At 62.2% G+C, this 15,369-nt stretch carries 18 protein-coding genes; 10 read left to right on the top strand and 8 right to left on the bottom strand.

What is annotated here, in order from left to right; genetic code table 11:
• The first annotated feature begins 3 nt into the window (after positions 1–3).
• Positions 4–999, top strand: coding sequence for a Gfo/Idh/MocA family oxidoreductase (locus tag AB0O87_RS06795; protein ID WP_363513172.1), 996 nt, complete (start codon positions 4–6; stop codon positions 997–999).
• Positions 992–1,951 carry an NYN domain-containing protein gene (locus AB0O87_RS06790; protein WP_363513169.1) on the top strand — a complete coding sequence of 320 codons (960 nt, stop codon included), beginning with the start codon at positions 992–994 and terminating at the stop codon, positions 1,949–1,951. Before AB0O87_RS06795 ends, AB0O87_RS06790 begins: the two co-directional genes overlap by 8 nt.
• Before the next feature lie 30 nt (positions 1,952–1,981).
• Here the strand turns inward: AB0O87_RS06790 and AB0O87_RS06785 are convergent, their stop codons facing one another.
• Together AB0O87_RS06785 and AB0O87_RS06780 are read right to left on the bottom strand one after the other, a co-directional pair.
• The gene (locus AB0O87_RS06785) at positions 1,982–3,094 is read right to left on the bottom strand and encodes a Gfo/Idh/MocA family oxidoreductase (RefSeq protein ID WP_363513167.1); all 1,113 of its coding nucleotides are present in this window, start codon (positions 3,092–3,094) and stop codon (positions 1,982–1,984) included.
• Complete coding sequence (locus AB0O87_RS06780; RefSeq protein WP_363513164.1) at positions 3,094–3,900, bottom strand: sugar phosphate isomerase/epimerase; 807 nt, start codon at positions 3,898–3,900, stop codon at positions 3,094–3,096. Before AB0O87_RS06780 ends, AB0O87_RS06785 begins: the two co-directional genes overlap by 1 nt.
• A gap of 108 nt (positions 3,901–4,008) precedes the next feature.
• Between AB0O87_RS06780 and AB0O87_RS06775 the strand changes: the two genes are divergently transcribed.
• The 3 genes from AB0O87_RS06775 to AB0O87_RS06765 are packed head-to-tail and all read left to right on the top strand — an operon-like array spanning position 4,009 to position 6,264.
• Positions 4,009–4,626 carry a helix-turn-helix domain-containing protein gene (locus tag AB0O87_RS06775; protein ID WP_363513161.1) on the top strand — a complete coding sequence of 206 codons (618 nt, stop codon included), beginning with the start codon at positions 4,009–4,011 and terminating at the stop codon, positions 4,624–4,626.
• A gap of 40 nt (positions 4,627–4,666) precedes the next feature.
• On the top strand, positions 4,667–5,299 hold the full coding sequence (locus AB0O87_RS06770) for a DUF4166 domain-containing protein (RefSeq protein ID WP_363513158.1): 633 nt from the start codon (positions 4,667–4,669) through the stop codon (positions 5,297–5,299).
• Positions 5,296–6,264 (top strand): DUF1731 domain-containing protein, encoded by a 969-nt coding sequence (locus tag AB0O87_RS06765; protein WP_363513155.1) that lies wholly within the window; start codon positions 5,296–5,298, stop codon positions 6,262–6,264. The genes AB0O87_RS06770 and AB0O87_RS06765 overlap by 4 nt, the downstream gene beginning before the upstream one ends.
• Positions 6,265–6,281: 17 nt before the next feature.
• On the opposite strand, the gene AB0O87_RS06760 is transcribed toward AB0O87_RS06765, so the two are convergent.
• Positions 6,282–7,211: an aldo/keto reductase gene (locus AB0O87_RS06760; RefSeq protein WP_363513152.1), complete on the bottom strand. Its 930-nt coding sequence runs from the start codon at positions 7,209–7,211 to the stop codon at positions 6,282–6,284.
• 44 nt (positions 7,212–7,255) lie between these two features.
• On the bottom strand, positions 7,256–7,474 hold the full coding sequence (locus AB0O87_RS06755; protein ID WP_363513149.1) for a helix-turn-helix transcriptional regulator: 219 nt from the start codon (positions 7,472–7,474) through the stop codon (positions 7,256–7,258).
• Positions 7,475–7,571: 97 nt separating this feature from the next.
• Between AB0O87_RS06755 and AB0O87_RS06750 the strand changes: the two genes are divergently transcribed.
• From AB0O87_RS06750 to AB0O87_RS06735, 4 genes are all read left to right on the top strand, one after another.
• A complete protein-coding gene (locus tag AB0O87_RS06750; RefSeq protein WP_363513147.1) occupies positions 7,572–7,955 on the top strand; it encodes a helix-turn-helix transcriptional regulator in 384 nt (127 codons plus the stop codon).
• A gap of 43 nt (positions 7,956–7,998) precedes the next feature.
• On the top strand, positions 7,999–8,448 hold the full coding sequence (locus AB0O87_RS06745; RefSeq protein ID WP_363513144.1) for an ImmA/IrrE family metallo-endopeptidase: 450 nt from the start codon (positions 7,999–8,001) through the stop codon (positions 8,446–8,448).
• Between the two features lie 25 nt (positions 8,449–8,473).
• A complete protein-coding gene (locus AB0O87_RS06740) occupies positions 8,474–9,076 on the top strand; it encodes a GNAT family N-acetyltransferase (RefSeq protein ID WP_363513141.1) in 603 nt (200 codons plus the stop codon).
• A 178-nt stretch (positions 9,077–9,254) separates the two neighbouring features.
• Positions 9,255–10,277 (top strand): LacI family DNA-binding transcriptional regulator, encoded by a 1,023-nt coding sequence (locus AB0O87_RS06735; RefSeq protein WP_363513138.1) that lies wholly within the window; start codon positions 9,255–9,257, stop codon positions 10,275–10,277.
• A gap of 11 nt (positions 10,278–10,288) precedes the next feature.
• On the opposite strand, the gene AB0O87_RS06730 is transcribed toward AB0O87_RS06735, so the two are convergent.
• From AB0O87_RS06730 to AB0O87_RS06715, 4 genes are all read right to left on the bottom strand, one after another.
• On the bottom strand, positions 10,289–11,347 hold the full coding sequence (locus AB0O87_RS06730) for a hydroxyacid dehydrogenase (RefSeq protein ID WP_363513135.1): 1,059 nt from the start codon (positions 11,345–11,347) through the stop codon (positions 10,289–10,291).
• Entirely contained in the window at positions 11,344–12,249 is a 906-nt protein-coding gene (locus AB0O87_RS06725) for a carbohydrate ABC transporter permease (RefSeq protein WP_363513132.1), read from the bottom strand. Before AB0O87_RS06725 ends, AB0O87_RS06730 begins: the two co-directional genes overlap by 4 nt.
• Positions 12,239–13,198, bottom strand: coding sequence for a sugar ABC transporter permease (locus AB0O87_RS06720; RefSeq protein WP_363513129.1), 960 nt, complete (start codon positions 13,196–13,198; stop codon positions 12,239–12,241). The genes AB0O87_RS06725 and AB0O87_RS06720 overlap by 11 nt, the downstream gene beginning before the upstream one ends.
• Before the next feature lie 80 nt (positions 13,199–13,278).
• On the bottom strand, positions 13,279–14,556 hold the full coding sequence (locus tag AB0O87_RS06715) for an extracellular solute-binding protein (RefSeq protein ID WP_363513126.1): 1,278 nt from the start codon (positions 14,554–14,556) through the stop codon (positions 13,279–13,281).
• A gap of 109 nt (positions 14,557–14,665) precedes the next feature.
• Here AB0O87_RS06715 and AB0O87_RS06710 point away from each other — a divergent pair, with 109 nt between their 5' ends.
• Positions 14,666–15,283 carry a hypothetical protein gene (locus tag AB0O87_RS06710; RefSeq protein ID WP_363513123.1) on the top strand — a complete coding sequence of 206 codons (618 nt, stop codon included), beginning with the start codon at positions 14,666–14,668 and terminating at the stop codon, positions 15,281–15,283.
• Positions 15,284–15,369 lie beyond the last annotated feature (86 nt).

Genomic DNA, 15,369 nt, shown 5'->3' with positions numbered 1-15,369 from the left:
AGCATGACTGGTCTTCGTTGGGGTATTCTCGCGACCGGCGGCATCGCCGGCGCTTTCGCGTCCGATCTGCGCACCGAAGGGCTTGACCTCGTGGCGGTCGGCTCTCGCTCTCAGGAGTCGGCTGACGCATTCGCCAAACGTTTCGACATCGCTCGCGCACACCCCTCTTACGAGGCTTTGGTGGCAGACCCAGAGGTCGACATCATCTACGTGTCGACACCGCACCCGATGCACCACGAGAACGCGCGGCTGGCGTTGGAGGCCGGCAAGCACGTGCTCGTCGAAAAAGCATTCACCCTCAACCGCGCCGAAGCGGAAGACCTGCAAGCACTCGCCGCCGAGCGCGGTCTGCTGGTGATGGAGGCGATGTGGACCCGTTACCTGCCGCACATGATTCGTATTCGCGAGCTCATCGCCGAGGGCGCCCTTGGCGAAATCCGCGCAGTGAACGCTGATCACACTCAACTTCTTCCGGCAGACCCCGCCCACCGGCTCAATGCCCTCGAACTCGGCGGCGGTGCACTGCTTGACCTCGGTATCTACCCGATTTCGTTTATCTGGGACATCCTCGGCGCCCCCACGAGCGTCCACGCGGTCGGCCGACTGATCGAGACCGGGGCAGACGCCGAAGTCGCAACCGTCATGACTCACGAGAGCGGCGCGGTATCGACAAGCCTTTCTTCTTCCCGCGCCGCTGGCCCCAATGCCGCCAGCATCATCGGTACGACTGCGCGCATCGAGATCGACCGTGTCTGGTACATGCCGACCACGTTCCGCCTCGTGTTGCCAGACGGCACCGTGCAGGAAGAGTACGTGCCGGAGGTCGAGGGCCGCGGTATGCAGTACCAGGCGCTCGCGGCTGAGCGCCTGGTCCGCGACGGCATTCTCGAGGGCGACATTTTGCCGGTCGCCGAGAGCGTCGCCATCATGGGCACTCTGGACGACATTCGCGCGCAGATCGGCGTCATCTACCCGCGCGAGGCTGCTGCGCATGGCTGAGACCACCGATGTTCGCGTCGCCGTCTACCTTGACTTCGACAACATCGTTATCTCTTGGTACGACCGTGTGCACGGCAGGAACTCCTACGGCAAAGACCGTCAACGCATCACCGAGAACCCCAATGACCCTGAGGTTGCGGAGCGGCTGAGCCGGGCAATGATCGAGGTCGGCGCGATTATCGACTACGCCGCCTCGTTTGGCACCTTGGTGCTGACGCGGGCATACGCTGACTGGTCATCGCCGGTGAATGCGGAGTACCGCTCGCAACTCGTGGCACGAGCGATCGACCTGGTGCAGTTGTTTCCCGCCGCAGCGTATGCGAAGAACGGCGCAGACATTCGCCTGGCAGTAGATGCCGTAGAAGACATGTTCCGACTGCCCGATCTCACCCACGTTGTGATCGTCGCCGGCGACAGCGACTACGTGCCGTTGGCCCAGCGCTGCAAGCGTTTGGGCCGGTACGTCATCGGCGTAGGAGTCTCTGGCTCGACGGCCAAGTCGCTGGCTGCTGCCTGCGATGAGTTCGACTCGTACGACTCACTCCCCGGCGTCGTGCGTCCGCCAAAGGCGGCTCCTGCGGTCTCCGCGCCGAAGGCCGACACCACGGTAGACGCGGCACCTGAGGCGGCGGCTGACACCACCAAAACCAAGACCTCACGGCGCGCGAAGTCGAAGGCCGCAGCGCCCGCTCCCGCCAAGCTCGATGAGCAGGGAGAAGCCACGCAGCTCTTGCAGCGTGCGTTGCGTCTCGGCCATGACAAAGCAGATGCCGATGAGTGGCTGCATAGCTCCGCGGTGAAAACGCATATGCGCCGGATGGATCCGTCGTTTAGCGAGAAAGCTCTCGGCTACCGCTCGTTCTCTGACTTCTTGAAATCGCGCGACGAGATTGCCGAACTGGAAGAGACAGGACACGAGCGGCTGGTCCGCCTCCGCGAACCAGCCGCCTAAGCCCCTCGTGGGGGGGGTGTCCGCCGTTGCTCAGAGGGTGGACTCGAACGGGTCGAAATCTGCCGCAATGGATCCGACCTGTTCGAGACTGCTCTCAACCCGAACGAAGTCGCGTGCTTCTGCCGCTTCTTCAATCGACAGCAGCGTGTCGAGCACGTGGAAACCGAATTCGCCTGTGGCCACATGCGGCCGCCCTGCCGCTATCGAGCGTGCCATGTCTAGCAGCCCCACCCCCCGGCCGGAGAGCACGCCCTCCTGGGCGACGTCAACGACCTCTTGCACGCGCGGCTCTGCCTGACTCGAAAGTGGGCGCGTGATCGAAATCGGTCCACCGAAAGTGTTCGGGTCCGGAATGACGATGGTGCCCTCAGTGCCGGTGATCTCGACAATGCCCTGGCGCAGCAGAGGTGAGTCGGTGCTGTATAGGCTCTGCGCCTGACCACCCTGCTCGAAGTCCATCAACACGCTCAGCGTTGAAGGAATCTCCACAGGGAACTCCTGCCCTGCGAGCTCTCCCACCTGCACCCGTCTGGTGGGTGTTCCCTGCAGCCCGAGCGCCGCGACCGACGCCACCGGCCCGAACACATGCACCAGTGCCGAGACGTAGTACGGCCCCATATCAAGTAGCGGCCCCGCCCCCTTGGCATACAGGAACGCGGGGTTCGGGTGGAAGATCTCCGGCCCCTGCCATTGGAAGGTGGTCTGAGCGAACAACGGGCGGCCGATGTCCCCGCGCGCGATCGCTCTCTTGGCTGTCTGCACACCCGGTCCGAGCACAGTGTCTGGTGCGACGCCGACCCGCAGCCCTGCCGCGTCTGCTTTTTGGAGCAGTCGGCGCGACTCCTCCCGGCTCACGCCGATGGGCTTCTCCGTCCAGACGTGCTTTCCTGCCGCGATGATCGCTTCGGAAACCTCCACATGCATTGCCGGGATCGTCAAGTTCACGACAATGTCGATATCCGGATCGTCGAGCACAGCGCTGACGCCACCATGACGAGGAACGCCGTACTTTTCGGCTTGGCTTTTCGCACGTTCTTCGATCAGGTCGGCGACCGCGATCACCGTCACATCGGGGTAGGTGGTGAGGTTCGACAAGTACTGGTCACTGATGTTTCCGGCACCGATAAGACCGACGCCCACCATCAGCCGGCCACCTTCTCATCGAGGTAGACGCGACTCTGCTCAATAGCATCCAGCAGGTCGCCTTCGTAGTGGTCGAACTCGACGATCGCAAGTTCCAACGCGGGAGCGGCAGCGATCGCTTCCAGCAGCGGCACTGATCCTTGCCCCGCTGGTACCTGATCGGCAGGAGGATATGCGCCAGCCAGCGCCGGGTCGAGGGTGCCGTCTTTCGCATGCACGGCAACTACTCGACTTCCCAATCGCTGCAACAGTGCCACGGGATCAACACCACCACGGGCAACCCAGTACAGGTCTACCTCGAGAACGACGCGCTCATCGAGCAGCCCGGCCAACACCTCAAGACCAGTCACGCCGTCGAACATCGCCTCCAGTTCGTGGGCGTGGTTGTGGTATCCCACACGCACACCGACCGTGGCGCCGATCTCTGCCGCCTCATTGAGGAGCCGCGCAGTTTCTTTAATCTGCTCGACGGACTCCCAACGAGCAGGCTCGGTATAGGGGTCGATGACCGTATGCATCCCGAGAACTTTGGCGGCGGCAAAGACCTCCGCTGGCGAGGGAACCGGAACCGTCGTGCCGCTGCCATCGGGGTTCACAAATGACTCCGACGCAAGGAACGCGTGTCCGGAGGGAGCAACCAGCCCCGCGGCAGTAAGTGCAGCAGAAAGCGGCTCTGCCCGACGCACAAAATCGTAGGGTTCTACGGCGTTGAATCCTCTCGCAGCGACTGCTGCTAGGGAAGATTCGAGGTCGGCCTCCAGCTCTTCTCTCAGGGTGAACAGCTGCAGGGAAGTCCGAATCGTCATCGGTCGTCCTCCTTTGGTCATCAGCGACGTAGCGGGAATTACCTCCCGTGCAGGCACGCTACCACCAAATACCTCCGCCCGGAAGTTTTCGTTGGGTAGACTCCGAACATGACCACCGAAACACCAGCGCATGCCGAACCATCGCGCCAGCGCGGCGCCTATGCCAAGGGAATTGCTCGACGCCAAGAGATTCTCGACCGCGCGATCGAGGTCTTCGCTGAACGAGGCTCTGATCGCACCAGCCTGCGAGCCATCGCTCGGGAAGTGGGCGTCACTCACGCGGCCCTCACCCACTACTTCGGGTCTCTAGAAGAGTTGCTCGTTGCGGTCTACGAAGAGAGCAATGCTCCAGGGCGCGATGCCACGACGCATGCGGCGGACGCGACGCCCGTAGAGATCATGATCGAGTCCGCCCGCACCAACCGGACTATTCCTGGGCTCATGCAGCTGTATTCGACGCTCGTTGCCGCGGCACTGGAAGAAGGCCACCCCTCCGCACGTGCGTTCGCCACCGATCGCTTCTCTCGCCTGCGTGACGCCCTCGCCGACACCGTGCAGCAGCAGCAGGAGCGCGGAAAGATCCGAGACGACGTGGCACCGCAAGCCGTTGCTGCACTCGTTATTGCGGCGTCCGATGGACTGCAAACTCAATGGCTGCTCGACGAAACAGCACCGCAACATGAGGCGCTCGCTGTGCTTGACCGCTTGCTTCGCCCCGCCCCCTAAGCCGAGCAGAATCAGGCTGGCACAGGATTAGGCTCAAGGTATGACGCCCGCATCGCAGTCCCCGTACGCCAGGGCGCTCGGCGAGCGCCTTAATGATCTGCATCCGCGACTACGCGCTTATTTTTTGGCGGTACCGGAGGGCGCGGTAGGCATCGGTGATGGCGTATTTCACAGCGTCGGAACTCCGCGGCGATGGCTATGGCCGATCCTCCGCATCCTTGAACGTCGCGGAGTCGTCGCCGCCGGATGGGAACACGATGTGCCGTTCACTGTGGAGAATCGCAGCGTCGGCTCCAGAACGATGGGCATCCGCACCTTCATGCTCAAGCGGGGCAAGTGGGTCATGCGCGATGCAGTAGCGCTCACCACCCACGGTCGAGTGGTCGACGAGCTCGGGGAACCCAGCCTGATCGCCGCCAGTTTTGATGTCGCAACCTCTCACGGCGCGCTCCGTCTTACCAGCCACACGGTCGGCATCCGGCTCTGGCGCCTGCGCCTTCGGATCCCCCGTGTGATCTCCCCTGTTGTACGCCTCACGGAGAGCTTTGACGATGCCACAAACCGGCAGGCGATCAGTCTCACCATCGATGCTCCGCTCATCGGCCGGGTATACGAGTACCGAGGCGATTTCACCTATCGGATTCACCACGAGGCGAAGGAACAGACCAAATGAGCGCTGGCAAAGTTGTCATCGGCGGATCCACCGGCTTCATGGGGCGTTTCCTGCTTGCACGGTTTCGTGCGGAAGGACGCGAGGTCGTGACGATCTCGCGCTCCGGTGCCGACATCCGCTGGGGCGACCAGGTAGAAATCGACCGCGCCGTCGACGGCGCGGCGCTCGTGATCGGCCTCGCAGGCAAGAGTGTTAACTGCCGCTACACACCAGAAAACCGAGCCGAGATCTTTCGATCCCGGCTCGACACCACCGCGTCATTGAGCACCGCGATCGCACGCGCAGCCGCGCCGCCTGCACTCTGGGTGAACTCCTCCACCGCGACCATCTATCGTCACGCGGAAGACCGCGCCATGACAGAGGCGACAGGCGAGATCGGAAAAGGTTTCTCGGTCGAAGTCGCGAAGGCATGGGAGAAAGCGCTGTACGCCGATGATCTTCCCGCCACCCGTCGCGTGGCGCTGCGCAGCGCCATCGTGCTCGGACACGGCGGTGTTCTCGAACCATTGAAACGTCTCGCGATGCTCGGCCTCGGTGGCGCGCAGCATGACGGGCGCTGGCCAATCAGCGCTTCCCGCAAAGCGGCGGGCACCGGCCACATTCCCGGCGCCCGACACGGCAAGCAACGGTTCAGTTGGGTTCACATCGAAGACGTGGCGCGCATCATCGAGTTTCTTGAACAGAATCCCGGGATCGATGGGCCGGTCAACGCGGCCTCCCCCCATCCTGTCGACAACGCAGAATTCATGGCAACAGTCCGAAACGTGCTGGGCGCACGCATGAGCATCCCCATGCCTCGCTGGATGCTCGAGCTCGGAGCGATCGGCATCCGCACCGAAACTGAGCTGATCTTGAAGAGCCGCTGGGTGCTCCCGGAGAAGCTCTCAGCCGCTGGTTTCACTTTTCAGCACCCCATGCTCGAAGAGGCAGTGCGGGAGTCTTTCGATCGGCTTGTTCCCGCTTAGAAGGCCCTGCCCGCTCGCTATGGCAGCAGGTGCCCTGCTGCACGGAACAACTCGTACCACTCCGGCCGTGTGAGTTCGATGCCTGCTCCGTCTGCCGCATCGCGAACGCGCTGAGGAGTGGTCGTACCAAGGACCACCTGCATGCCTGCGGGATGCCGTGTGATCCAGGCCGTGGCGATCGCCGTCGCTGTGACGTTATGCGTGGCCGCGAGACGGTCGATCACAGAATTGAGGTCGGCATACTGCGGATTACCGAGAAAAACTCCCCCCGAGTAGCCGTCCTGGAACGGAGACCACGCCTGGATCGTGATCCCATTGATTCGGCAGTAGTCGACGATGCCACCTCCATCACGAACGACGCTTTCTGCATGGCCAGCCATGTTCGCCGCGGCCGGCTGCGCCAAAATCGGCGCATGCGTCATCGAGAGCTGCAGTTGGTTGGCTACGAGCGGCTGCTTGACGGCAGAGCGGAGCAGATCAATCTGTCGCGGCGTGTGGTTCGAGACGCCGAATGCCTTCACCTTGCCAGCGGCCTCAAGCTCATCGAAAGCCCGGGCTACTTCATCCGGCTCGACGAGGATGTCTGGTCTATGAAGAAGAAGCACGTCAAGACGATCGGTCCGTAGCGCCGCAAGAGAACCATTGACCTGGGCGATGATGTGGTCGTATGAAAAATCGAACATCCCCTGCGCCGGAACGATGCCACATTTCGTCTGCAAGACGATCTCATCGCGTTCGGCAGAGCTGAGACGCAGCGCATCCGCAAAGCGCGCCTCGCAATGGTGCATGCTTCCGCCATAAATATCGGCGTGGTCAAAGAAGTCGATGCCGGACTCTCGCGCTGCCGCGTACAGGGAGCGAATGTGTGCATCGTCCTTGTCGTCGATGCGCATCATGCCGGCGATCACGGCGGGGGCAGTAGTTTTTCCAAACGGCACTGACTTCATGCCTTCACGCTACTGCCGCCTAGCGAGCACCGACGACCGACACTTCAGGAGTCCTCCCCCACGGCGGCGGGAAGAAGTTGGGTGACAGGCACTCCGAGGACCGTCGCAACATTCGCGAGGTCGACAAGAGTGAAGTCGACCCTCCCGTCCAGCAGGTCACCCAACGAATCGAGCGGGATACCCGAGGCTTCGGATAGTCGCAAGAAAGACACCCCCGCATGAACACGGGCGCCATCGACCTCAAGTGCTAACATCTGACCCATTTCTGTCCCCATGCGCCTACAGTAACGCCACGTACGGACACTCTTGAGGTGGAATTGGTGCAGAATGGCGGCATTCTGGTGTCAAGGCGCTGCTATCGTGAGCCGGGTGAAGACACCTGCCGAGGATTTCAACGACGCTGTCGGTCGCCAAATGCGCGCAGAAATTGCTGCGTCTCGAAGCAGCATCGCCGCCATGGCACGGAGTATCGGAGTGGCAAGAAGCGCTTTGGACAACTACGTGACGGGCAAGCGCGCCATCCCCGTGCCGGTCGTCTACTCGGTGTGCGCCGCATTGAACGTAGAACCCAGAGTGCTTGTTGCACGCGCCGAAGAACGGCTGAAAGCCGACGGAGTAACGGTTGGTCGCGTCACCCCCATCCGGCGAGCGCCCGATGTCGGCGGCCAGCGCGAAGCTGTCGCAGAGGTCGCATTCGAATCTGCCGTCAGGCACGACGTCGACACCGACGACCTCTACGAGTAGCTCAAGACAGCGTGCGCGCGCACGAAGATTGCGAGGGGGATCAGTGCATCACCTCCTCCGCCTCGCCGATGAGTGTCAGCTTCGCGTCGTTGAGCGCACCGGCCGCACGCGAGGTGGGTTCGACCCGGCGACGCGCACGATTCGCCTCAACCCCGGAATGAGCGCTCGCACCACGCGCAGCGTCCTCGCTCATGAACTCGGCCACGCGACGCTCGGCCACGTTGCGCTCGGACACGATGCACTCGGACACGTTGCGCTCGGACACGATGCGCTCGGACACGATCCCTCATCAACGCCCGCGATTCGCCGTATCCAAGAACGCCAAGCAGACGAGTGGGCCGCCGCACGGCTCCTGACGCCCTCGGCGTACGCTGCCGCAGAAGAGACGAGAGGCCCCCACCTTGCGAGCTTGGCTTTCGAGCTGGACGTGACGATCGAACTCGTCATCGCCTATCAGCGACTGCTCCGGGAGACACTGCTCGTGGCCGGATGACGGGCGGCTCTGCTTGAATACGACCATGGCATTCCTCGTTACCCCCTCGCCTCTCACTCTTACGGGTGACCTCGTCGAACTGCGTCCGCTGGAGCGCTCTCACACAGAAGGACTCATCGAGGCCGTGCAAGAAGGCGATCTCTGGAGAAGTGCCTGGTACACCTCGGTCCCCGCGCCTGATGCCGTTGCCGCCGAAGTCGAACGGCGCCTCGCCCTCATCGAAACGGGAACGATGTTGCCGTTCACGGCATTCGATGCTGCAGGCCGCACACTCGGGCTGACCTCGTACTACGACCTCGTGCCCAACGTGCCGCGGCTCCACATTGGCTACACCTGGAACAGGCCGTCCGCACACGGTACCGGCACAAACGCCGAGTCGAAGTTGTTGCTACTCCGGCATGCATTCGAGACCCTCGGGGTCTTCCGCGTCGGGTTTACGACCGGATCGGTGAACTCTCAGTCGAAAGCCGCAATCGAGCGGCTCGGCGCCACCCAAGACGGCATCTTGCGTGGGATGACCCGGTACCGCAACGGAGCGTTGAGAGACAGTGTGGAGTACTCGATCATCGAGCCGGAATGGCCAGCGGTGCGAAGCACGCTTGAAGAACGTCTGTCTCGCCGCCACTGAGCACGCACACGCGAGTGGTGATCCATAAGGGAAGCGGTTTCCGCGGGTAACCGCAGGATTACAAGGTTTTCGGACGGCAATGGGCTGACAGCCACCAAAACGGAAAGCGTTTGCAGCAAAGGGTATTAGATTGTGTTGATGCAGCGCTCGTCGGCGCATGGGCAGAAAGGCGCAGCACATGGACAATCGATCCCCTCGTCTTAGTGATGTCGCGCGCCGAGCAGGCCTGTCCGTGGCCACCGCGTCGCGCGCCCTGAACGGAAGCGACCGCTCGGTGAAAGAAGCCAATCGCGCGCGCGTGCTGGCCGCAGCTGACGAACTTGGATACTCCGCAAACGTCGCCGCTCAGGCAGTCGCTCGGGGCCGCCAGCGCGGTGTGACCCTGCTGGTGAAGACGATGCCAGACGATTACGCCAACCCGATGGTGGCAGGCGTCGTAGAAGCAGCCCGTCGAGAGCAGCTTCCGCTCAACCTCATCGTTGCTGGCACGGATTCGAGCGACCTTGTCCGCGAAGTAAACGCGGCACGCGGTCAACGCGCAGAGATAGTCATGACGATCGGTGGACGGCAAATCGGCGACCGAGGCACACCTGCGCTTGTGAGCGCGCTTCAGCGCTACGAAGCCGAAGGCGGACGCGTCGTCCTGATCACGCAGGCCGGGCTTCCTTTTGACACAGTCTCCTACGCGAACTCGCAGGGGGCGCACGAACTTGCGCAGGCGATGGTCGAACTCGGATACAAGAAGTTCGCGATCCTGGGCGGCTACCCGAACGGCATGACCCAGCGTGATCGCACGCGCGGCTTTCTCGATGGCCTCGCCGAGCACAACCTCACTGTTCCCGCCGACCGCATCATCACGGGTGATTTCACGCGCTCCGCCGCGTACGTCGCCACCGGCGACCTCGTCAGACGCGGCATCGAGATCGACGCGATCTTCGCGGTGAACGATGCGATGGCGCTCGGAGCACTGACCTTTCTCAGAGACGCCGGCATCCCGAGCTCACAGATCGCCGTCGCAGGCTTTGACGACATCAAAGCACTCCGCGATGTGACCCCGAGCCTCACCACCGTGCACCTGCCGTGGGACGATGTGGCCGCTGAAGCGCTCTCCCTCGCCACGACCGCACGCCCAGACGAACCGCGGTTGAGCGTCGTCAGCGGACACGTGGTCGTGCGGGCAAGTACTCCCCCGCGCACTTAAAAGCCTGAGCGCTAGATGCTGGTTGTTACCGGCGTCAAGAATTCCTCGCCGTGTAATGCCCGCGTGAGTTCGCCTGCCACATGCTTGCCCATCCGGCGCAGCTCAGTGCCCATCGACCCTGCCACATGCGGCGTGATGATGACGTTCGCACACTCCCACAGCGGCGAGTCGGCCGGGAGTGGTTCGAAAGGATCCGTGACATCCAAGATCGCATCGATCCGCCCCGACACCAGTTCCCGCTCCAGCGCTTCGAAATCAACCACGCCACCACGAGCCGTGTTCAACAGCGTCGCGCCCTCCGCCATCGCCGCCAGCTCGGCCGCACCGATCATGCCAGCAGTCTCGTCGTTCAACGGCACATGCAAAGACACCACGTCGCTCTCCGACATCAGCTCGTGGAGCGACACCTGTTCTACCTGAAGCTCTGCCGCCTCCTGTTCACTGAGGTAGGGGTCGTACACTCGCACCCGCACGGCGAACGGTCGCAACAGGTCGATGACGTGACGACCGATCTTTGACGCACCAACGATGCCGACCACCTGGCCATAGTTCCCTGCCTCGGGAAAGTCGATCTCTCGATTGATGTGGGTGCGCCGCTCCCGGAACATCCGCTGCGACCGGAACACCTGCTTGCACGCCAGCAAGATCATCGCGAGTGAGTACTCCGCCACAGGAACGGAGTTCACCTCTGCTGCGCTGGACAGCCGAACGGTGCGCTGCATCTTGGGAGAAAGGAGCGAATTCGTAGCGCCGCCAGAATGTACGACAGCCTTGAGATTGGGCAACGCATCCGCGACGTGATCGTCGAGCGCGGGAGCTCCCCACCCTGTAACAAGAACATCGATATCGGCCAGCCGCGCGAGCGCATCGTCGTCCCACTCCGTGACGATCGGAAGTAGCGCTCGGCCCGGCACATCGGCGAGGAGCTCGAAGCGGTCGCCAAACAGACGCCGAGCAAGAAGCTCCGAGCCGATTGCCACGGCATACGTGCCGCTGGGCGCCGCCACCGAGTTTGCGGATTGGGGCGAGGCGCGCGCGCCGGTCAGCTGCGTTTCGTAGAGATTCGTCATCCTTTGAGCCCCGAACTCGCAAGCCCCTGCACGAACTGTTTCTGCGCAAACATGAACATGATGATCATGGGTACGGTCGCCAGCGTCGCGCCGGCCATCAAGTAGTTCCACTGCACGTTCAGCTCGTCTTGGGCAAAGATGGCGAGGCCCAACTGCAGCGGACGAAGGTCGGCCGAGCTCGTCGCGATCAATGGCCAGATGAACGCGTTCCATGAAGCCTCGAACTGGAACACGGCGATGGTCACCAGTGCCGGACGCACGAGTGGGAGCATGATGCGTCCGAAAATGCCGTACTCGCTGACCCCATCGATGCGGGCAGCCTCCGCGAGTTCGTTCGGCAGCGTGGTGAAGAACTGGCGCGCCAGGAAGATGAACAGCGGTCCTACCGACAGCGGCAGAATCAAACCCCACCAGGAGTCCAGCCAGCCACTGCCCCCCTGGCCGAAGATGTCGTTCCCGCCAAAGAGGGGAATCTGTTTCACCACCAGAAAGAGAGGAACGATGACGACCTGGAACGGGACCATCAGAAGCACGATCACATATCCGAGAAAGTACTTCGCGCCTGGGATCGGAAGCTTCGCCAGCGCATAACCGGCTGCCGTCGCGAAGATCAGAGTCAGGAGGGTCTGCCCCACAGCAAGAATCAAACTGTTCTTGAAGTAGTCCACAAAGGGAGCAGCCGTCATGGCATCGACGTAGTTCTGCCACACCAGCTCTGTGGGGAGCCAGGTAAAGGAGTTGACCTCCGCGGGGGATTTCAACGAGGTCAGCACCATCCAGATGAACGGGACGACCATGGCGAGCGCGGCCAACGAAAGCACGACATAGAAGAGTGCGCGAACGATGATCGCACCGGGTGAGCGTTTCTTCGTGCTCGGGTAGCGAATGACCTCAGTTGTCATCGGCTTTACTCCTTTGCAACCGCAGACCTGCCGCGATAAAGATCGCGATCAGAATGAACAAGAAGACGGACTCCGCCGAGGCATAGCCCAGATCAAGCTTCGAGAATGCGTTTTGGTAGATATCGAACACGAGCACACGGGTGGCGTTCGCTGGCCCACCCTGGGTCGTGACGTAGACCAGGTCAAAGACTTGGAACGACGCGATGATCGAAGTGACAAACACGAAGAAGTGCGCGGGACCAAGAGCCGGCCAGGTGACGTTCCAGAATGTCTGCCATTTGTTCGCCCCATCCAGACGAGCGGCCTCAACAAGAGCAGGGTCGACGCCTTGCAGCGCCGCGAGGTAGAGCACCATCTTGGTGCCGAGGCCCTGCCAGATTCCGATCATGGCGAGGCTCGTGAGCGCGGTGTCCGGAGAGGCGAGCCAGCGCGAAGGTGGGAGTCCGAACAGTCCGAGAATCTCGTTTGCCAGACCGTAGCTGGGGTTCAGAATCCAAAGCCACACCGTGGCGATCGACACCGTTGCGGTGACGACAGGAACATAGAACATCACGCGGTACACCGAGCGTCCGCGGATCGCCATGTTCAACGCGAGGGCGATCACCAGGGCGATCGCCATCGCACCTGGCACGACCATGAGGGTATAGAGGATGGTGTTGACGACCGAGATCTGGAAGTCAGGGTCTTGCACGAGTTCCGCGTAGTTGGCAAAGCCGATGAACTCCGGATCGGCAAAGAAGCCGTAATCCGTGAAGCTCAACACGAAAGCCAAGACGAGCGGCAACCCCAAGAAGATAGAGATGTTGACCAGCGCCGGCGCCATCATCACGTAGCCTGCGCGGCGTTGCGCTCGAATCATTCCGGAGTGCCGACGCTTCGGCGTTGAGGGGCGTTTCTGCGAAGCGGGCGCCTCGTCTGCAGCGTCCGGCTTATCGATGCTCGTCGTCACGATGAGCCTCCTATCGTGTCGCTCTGAAGGCGTGGGGCAGGAGCGCTGGGCCCCCACCCCACACCGTCAGAACTGTCGAATTACTCGGACTCTGCGGCCAAGTAGTCAAGGACCTCGGTTGTGCTGGACTGCCCAAGCAGCGCCTTGTCCAGCTCCGTGTTCCAGGTGTCGCGCAGCTCAAGCCAGTTCGCTGCGCCACCTTCGAAGACGACGTACTCCAGGTTGTCGTAGACGAACTGGCTCGCCGGGTTGCTCGTGACAACGTCGCTGTCTTCCGCACCAGATGCGGCAGGAACGGCGAAGTTCATCTCCGCCATCGCTGCTTCTGCCTCGGGGGTCGACATCGCTTCGATGAAGCTCCATGCCGCTTCCGGCAGATCGGTGCCTGCACCGATGGAAGCGACCTGACCGCCGGTGAAGAGCACAGGACGCTCGTCAGTGATGTTGAAGAACACCAGGTCGTCACATACCGCTTGCCCCACGGCTTCGCAGTCAATGTAGCCACCGGTGAAACCCATCGCGGCCTCACCGGAGTAGATCAAAGGCGAGCCAGAGGCGGATACCTGCGCATAGTCGATGACGTTTTTGTCATTGACCATGTCGGAGATCCAGTCGAGAGCTTCCTCTCCCTCTGCCCCGTCAAAGCCGGGAGCGCCGTCTTCGTAAAGGTCAGGACCGAGCGCGCCCAAAATGGTGGTGTAGGTGTGTCGGTAGCCACTTGTCGGTGCCCACATATCAAACCCCACGCGGCTGATCGTGCCGTTGTCTTCGCGCACGGTCAAAAGCTCCGCGGCATCAGCGAGCTCGGCAAGAGTCTCCGGCGGCGAATCGGGGTCGAGCCCTGCCGCCTCAAAAGCGGACCGGCTGAGGGCAGCAGGCTTCGCTCCCATCACGAGCGGATATGCGTATACGTCACCCTCGTACGTCACCGCAGGCAGCATTGCCTCATTGGTGTCTTCGGCGATCGTGTCGGCATCGACACCAAACTCCGCGAGGTCGAGGAACGCGCCCTGGGACGCGAACGGCGGCACCCAGCCGATGCCGGTGACGATGATGTCGTAGGGCTGACCGCCAGCCAACGACGTCGAGATCTTTTCGTTCAGGTTGCCGAACGTGGCGAAATCCGCCTCGACTTCAACCCCGGGATACACCTCATTGAACTCGGCGACGACAGCGTCGAATGCGGCTGTGCCTTCGTTGCTGGCGGGGTAGCTCGGCGTGAGTACGCGCAGCGTACCCGTCACCTCTGCTGCATCTTCGGCGCTGGTTTCTTCGGCGCCGCCGGAACATCCGGCAACGACGAGAGCGAGCGCGCCGATCGCTGCGACCGATGCAATGGACCGTGATCGAATCTCCACGAGAACCTCCTTGTGACTGCGTGGCAGGGAATGCGATTTCACTGATGCTACGGAAAGCGCATTCCATAGTCAATGCTTCACAACCAACTAGTGATGCAAGACTGGACAAATGACCGCGGAGACGCCCCCCAACAAACCTCAGCCTGGACGCACCCTCCTGGGCACGCTCACCGCAGTAGGCGACATGATCATCATCTCGGTAACCCTGCTCGTTCTGCTACTCGGCGTCGTGACAGCAGGGCCCGCATCGGCTGCCGCAATCGAGGCACGCAAACAGGTGAGCATGAGTGGTCCATCCACTCCGGTCAGGACCCTCCTTTCCGGCACAAGGGTCCACTTCCGAGCGCTGTGGCCACTCGGCCCCATCGTTGTCACCCTGGGGATCGTGGGCTGGATCTCTACCGCTTTCTGGCTTGTCGCCCCCGCTCCCCTCGGGGTGATCATGATGGCAGCGATCCTGTCTCCGCTCGCCGCTTTCTCGATCCTCGTGCTCGCAATCCCCGTCGCCGCAACACCGGGGGTGAGCCGCCGGGAAACGGCAAGACAAGCTATCCGCCTCGCGGTGAGTCGCCCGCTGGTGAGCGTACTGGCGCTCGCTGCCGCCGTCGCCGCTGTCATTCTGGCTTTCCGGGTACCCACGGTGGGGATCGTGGCTATCGGTGCAGTACTGGTCGAGATCTCTTGGCGAGCGTGGGGCCAGTCGCGGATCAAGAATGTCGAACGGTAACCGCTTTCCATTTTTGCGTTGACGTGCCAGTCTGGATGGAGCCTTCACAAGAAACTCTCTCCGCCGACGTCTCTGCCGACGTCTTC

This window comes from Microbacterium sp. NPDC076768 (assembly GCF_040687205.1).
In the GTDB taxonomy this organism is placed as follows: domain Bacteria; phylum Actinomycetota; class Actinomycetes; order Actinomycetales; family Microbacteriaceae; genus Microbacterium.
The sequence above is the reverse complement of the archived record's forward strand: the minus strand, read 5'-3'. Positions and strand labels throughout refer to the sequence as shown.

Bases quoted from the DNA above. Each gene is read 5' to 3' on its own strand.
- AB0O87_RS06755 (WP_363513149.1), bottom strand. From the start codon at position 7,474: ATGGGTCAGATGTTAGCACTTGAGGTCGATGGCGCCCGTGTTCATGCG.
- AB0O87_RS06735 (WP_363513138.1), top strand. From the start codon at position 9,255: ATGGACAATCGATCCCCTCGTCTTAGTGATGTCGCGCGCCGAGCAGGC.
- AB0O87_RS06780 (WP_363513164.1), bottom strand. From the start codon at position 3,900: ATGACGATTCGGACTTCCCTGCAGCTGTTCACCCTGAGAGAAGAGCTG.
- AB0O87_RS06710 (WP_363513123.1), top strand. From the start codon at position 14,666: ATGACCGCGGAGACGCCCCCCAACAAACCTCAGCCTGGACGCACCCTC.
- AB0O87_RS06775 (WP_363513161.1), top strand. From the start codon at position 4,009: ATGACCACCGAAACACCAGCGCATGCCGAACCATCGCGCCAGCGCGGC.
- AB0O87_RS06760 (WP_363513152.1), bottom strand. From the start codon at position 7,211: ATGAAGTCAGTGCCGTTTGGAAAAACTACTGCCCCCGCCGTGATCGCC.
- AB0O87_RS06765 (WP_363513155.1), top strand. From the start codon at position 5,296: ATGAGCGCTGGCAAAGTTGTCATCGGCGGATCCACCGGCTTCATGGGG.
- AB0O87_RS06795 (WP_363513172.1), top strand. From the start codon at position 4: ATGACTGGTCTTCGTTGGGGTATTCTCGCGACCGGCGGCATCGCCGGC.
- AB0O87_RS06790 (WP_363513169.1), top strand. From the start codon at position 992: ATGGCTGAGACCACCGATGTTCGCGTCGCCGTCTACCTTGACTTCGAC.
- AB0O87_RS06725 (WP_363513132.1), bottom strand. From the start codon at position 12,249: ATGACAACTGAGGTCATTCGCTACCCGAGCACGAAGAAACGCTCACCC.
- AB0O87_RS06730 (WP_363513135.1), bottom strand. From the start codon at position 11,347: ATGACGAATCTCTACGAAACGCAGCTGACCGGCGCGCGCGCCTCGCCC.
- AB0O87_RS06740 (WP_363513141.1), top strand. From the start codon at position 8,474: ATGGCATTCCTCGTTACCCCCTCGCCTCTCACTCTTACGGGTGACCTC.
- AB0O87_RS06770 (WP_363513158.1), top strand. From the start codon at position 4,667: ATGACGCCCGCATCGCAGTCCCCGTACGCCAGGGCGCTCGGCGAGCGC.
- AB0O87_RS06785 (WP_363513167.1), bottom strand. From the start codon at position 3,094: ATGGTGGGCGTCGGTCTTATCGGTGCCGGAAACATCAGTGACCAGTAC.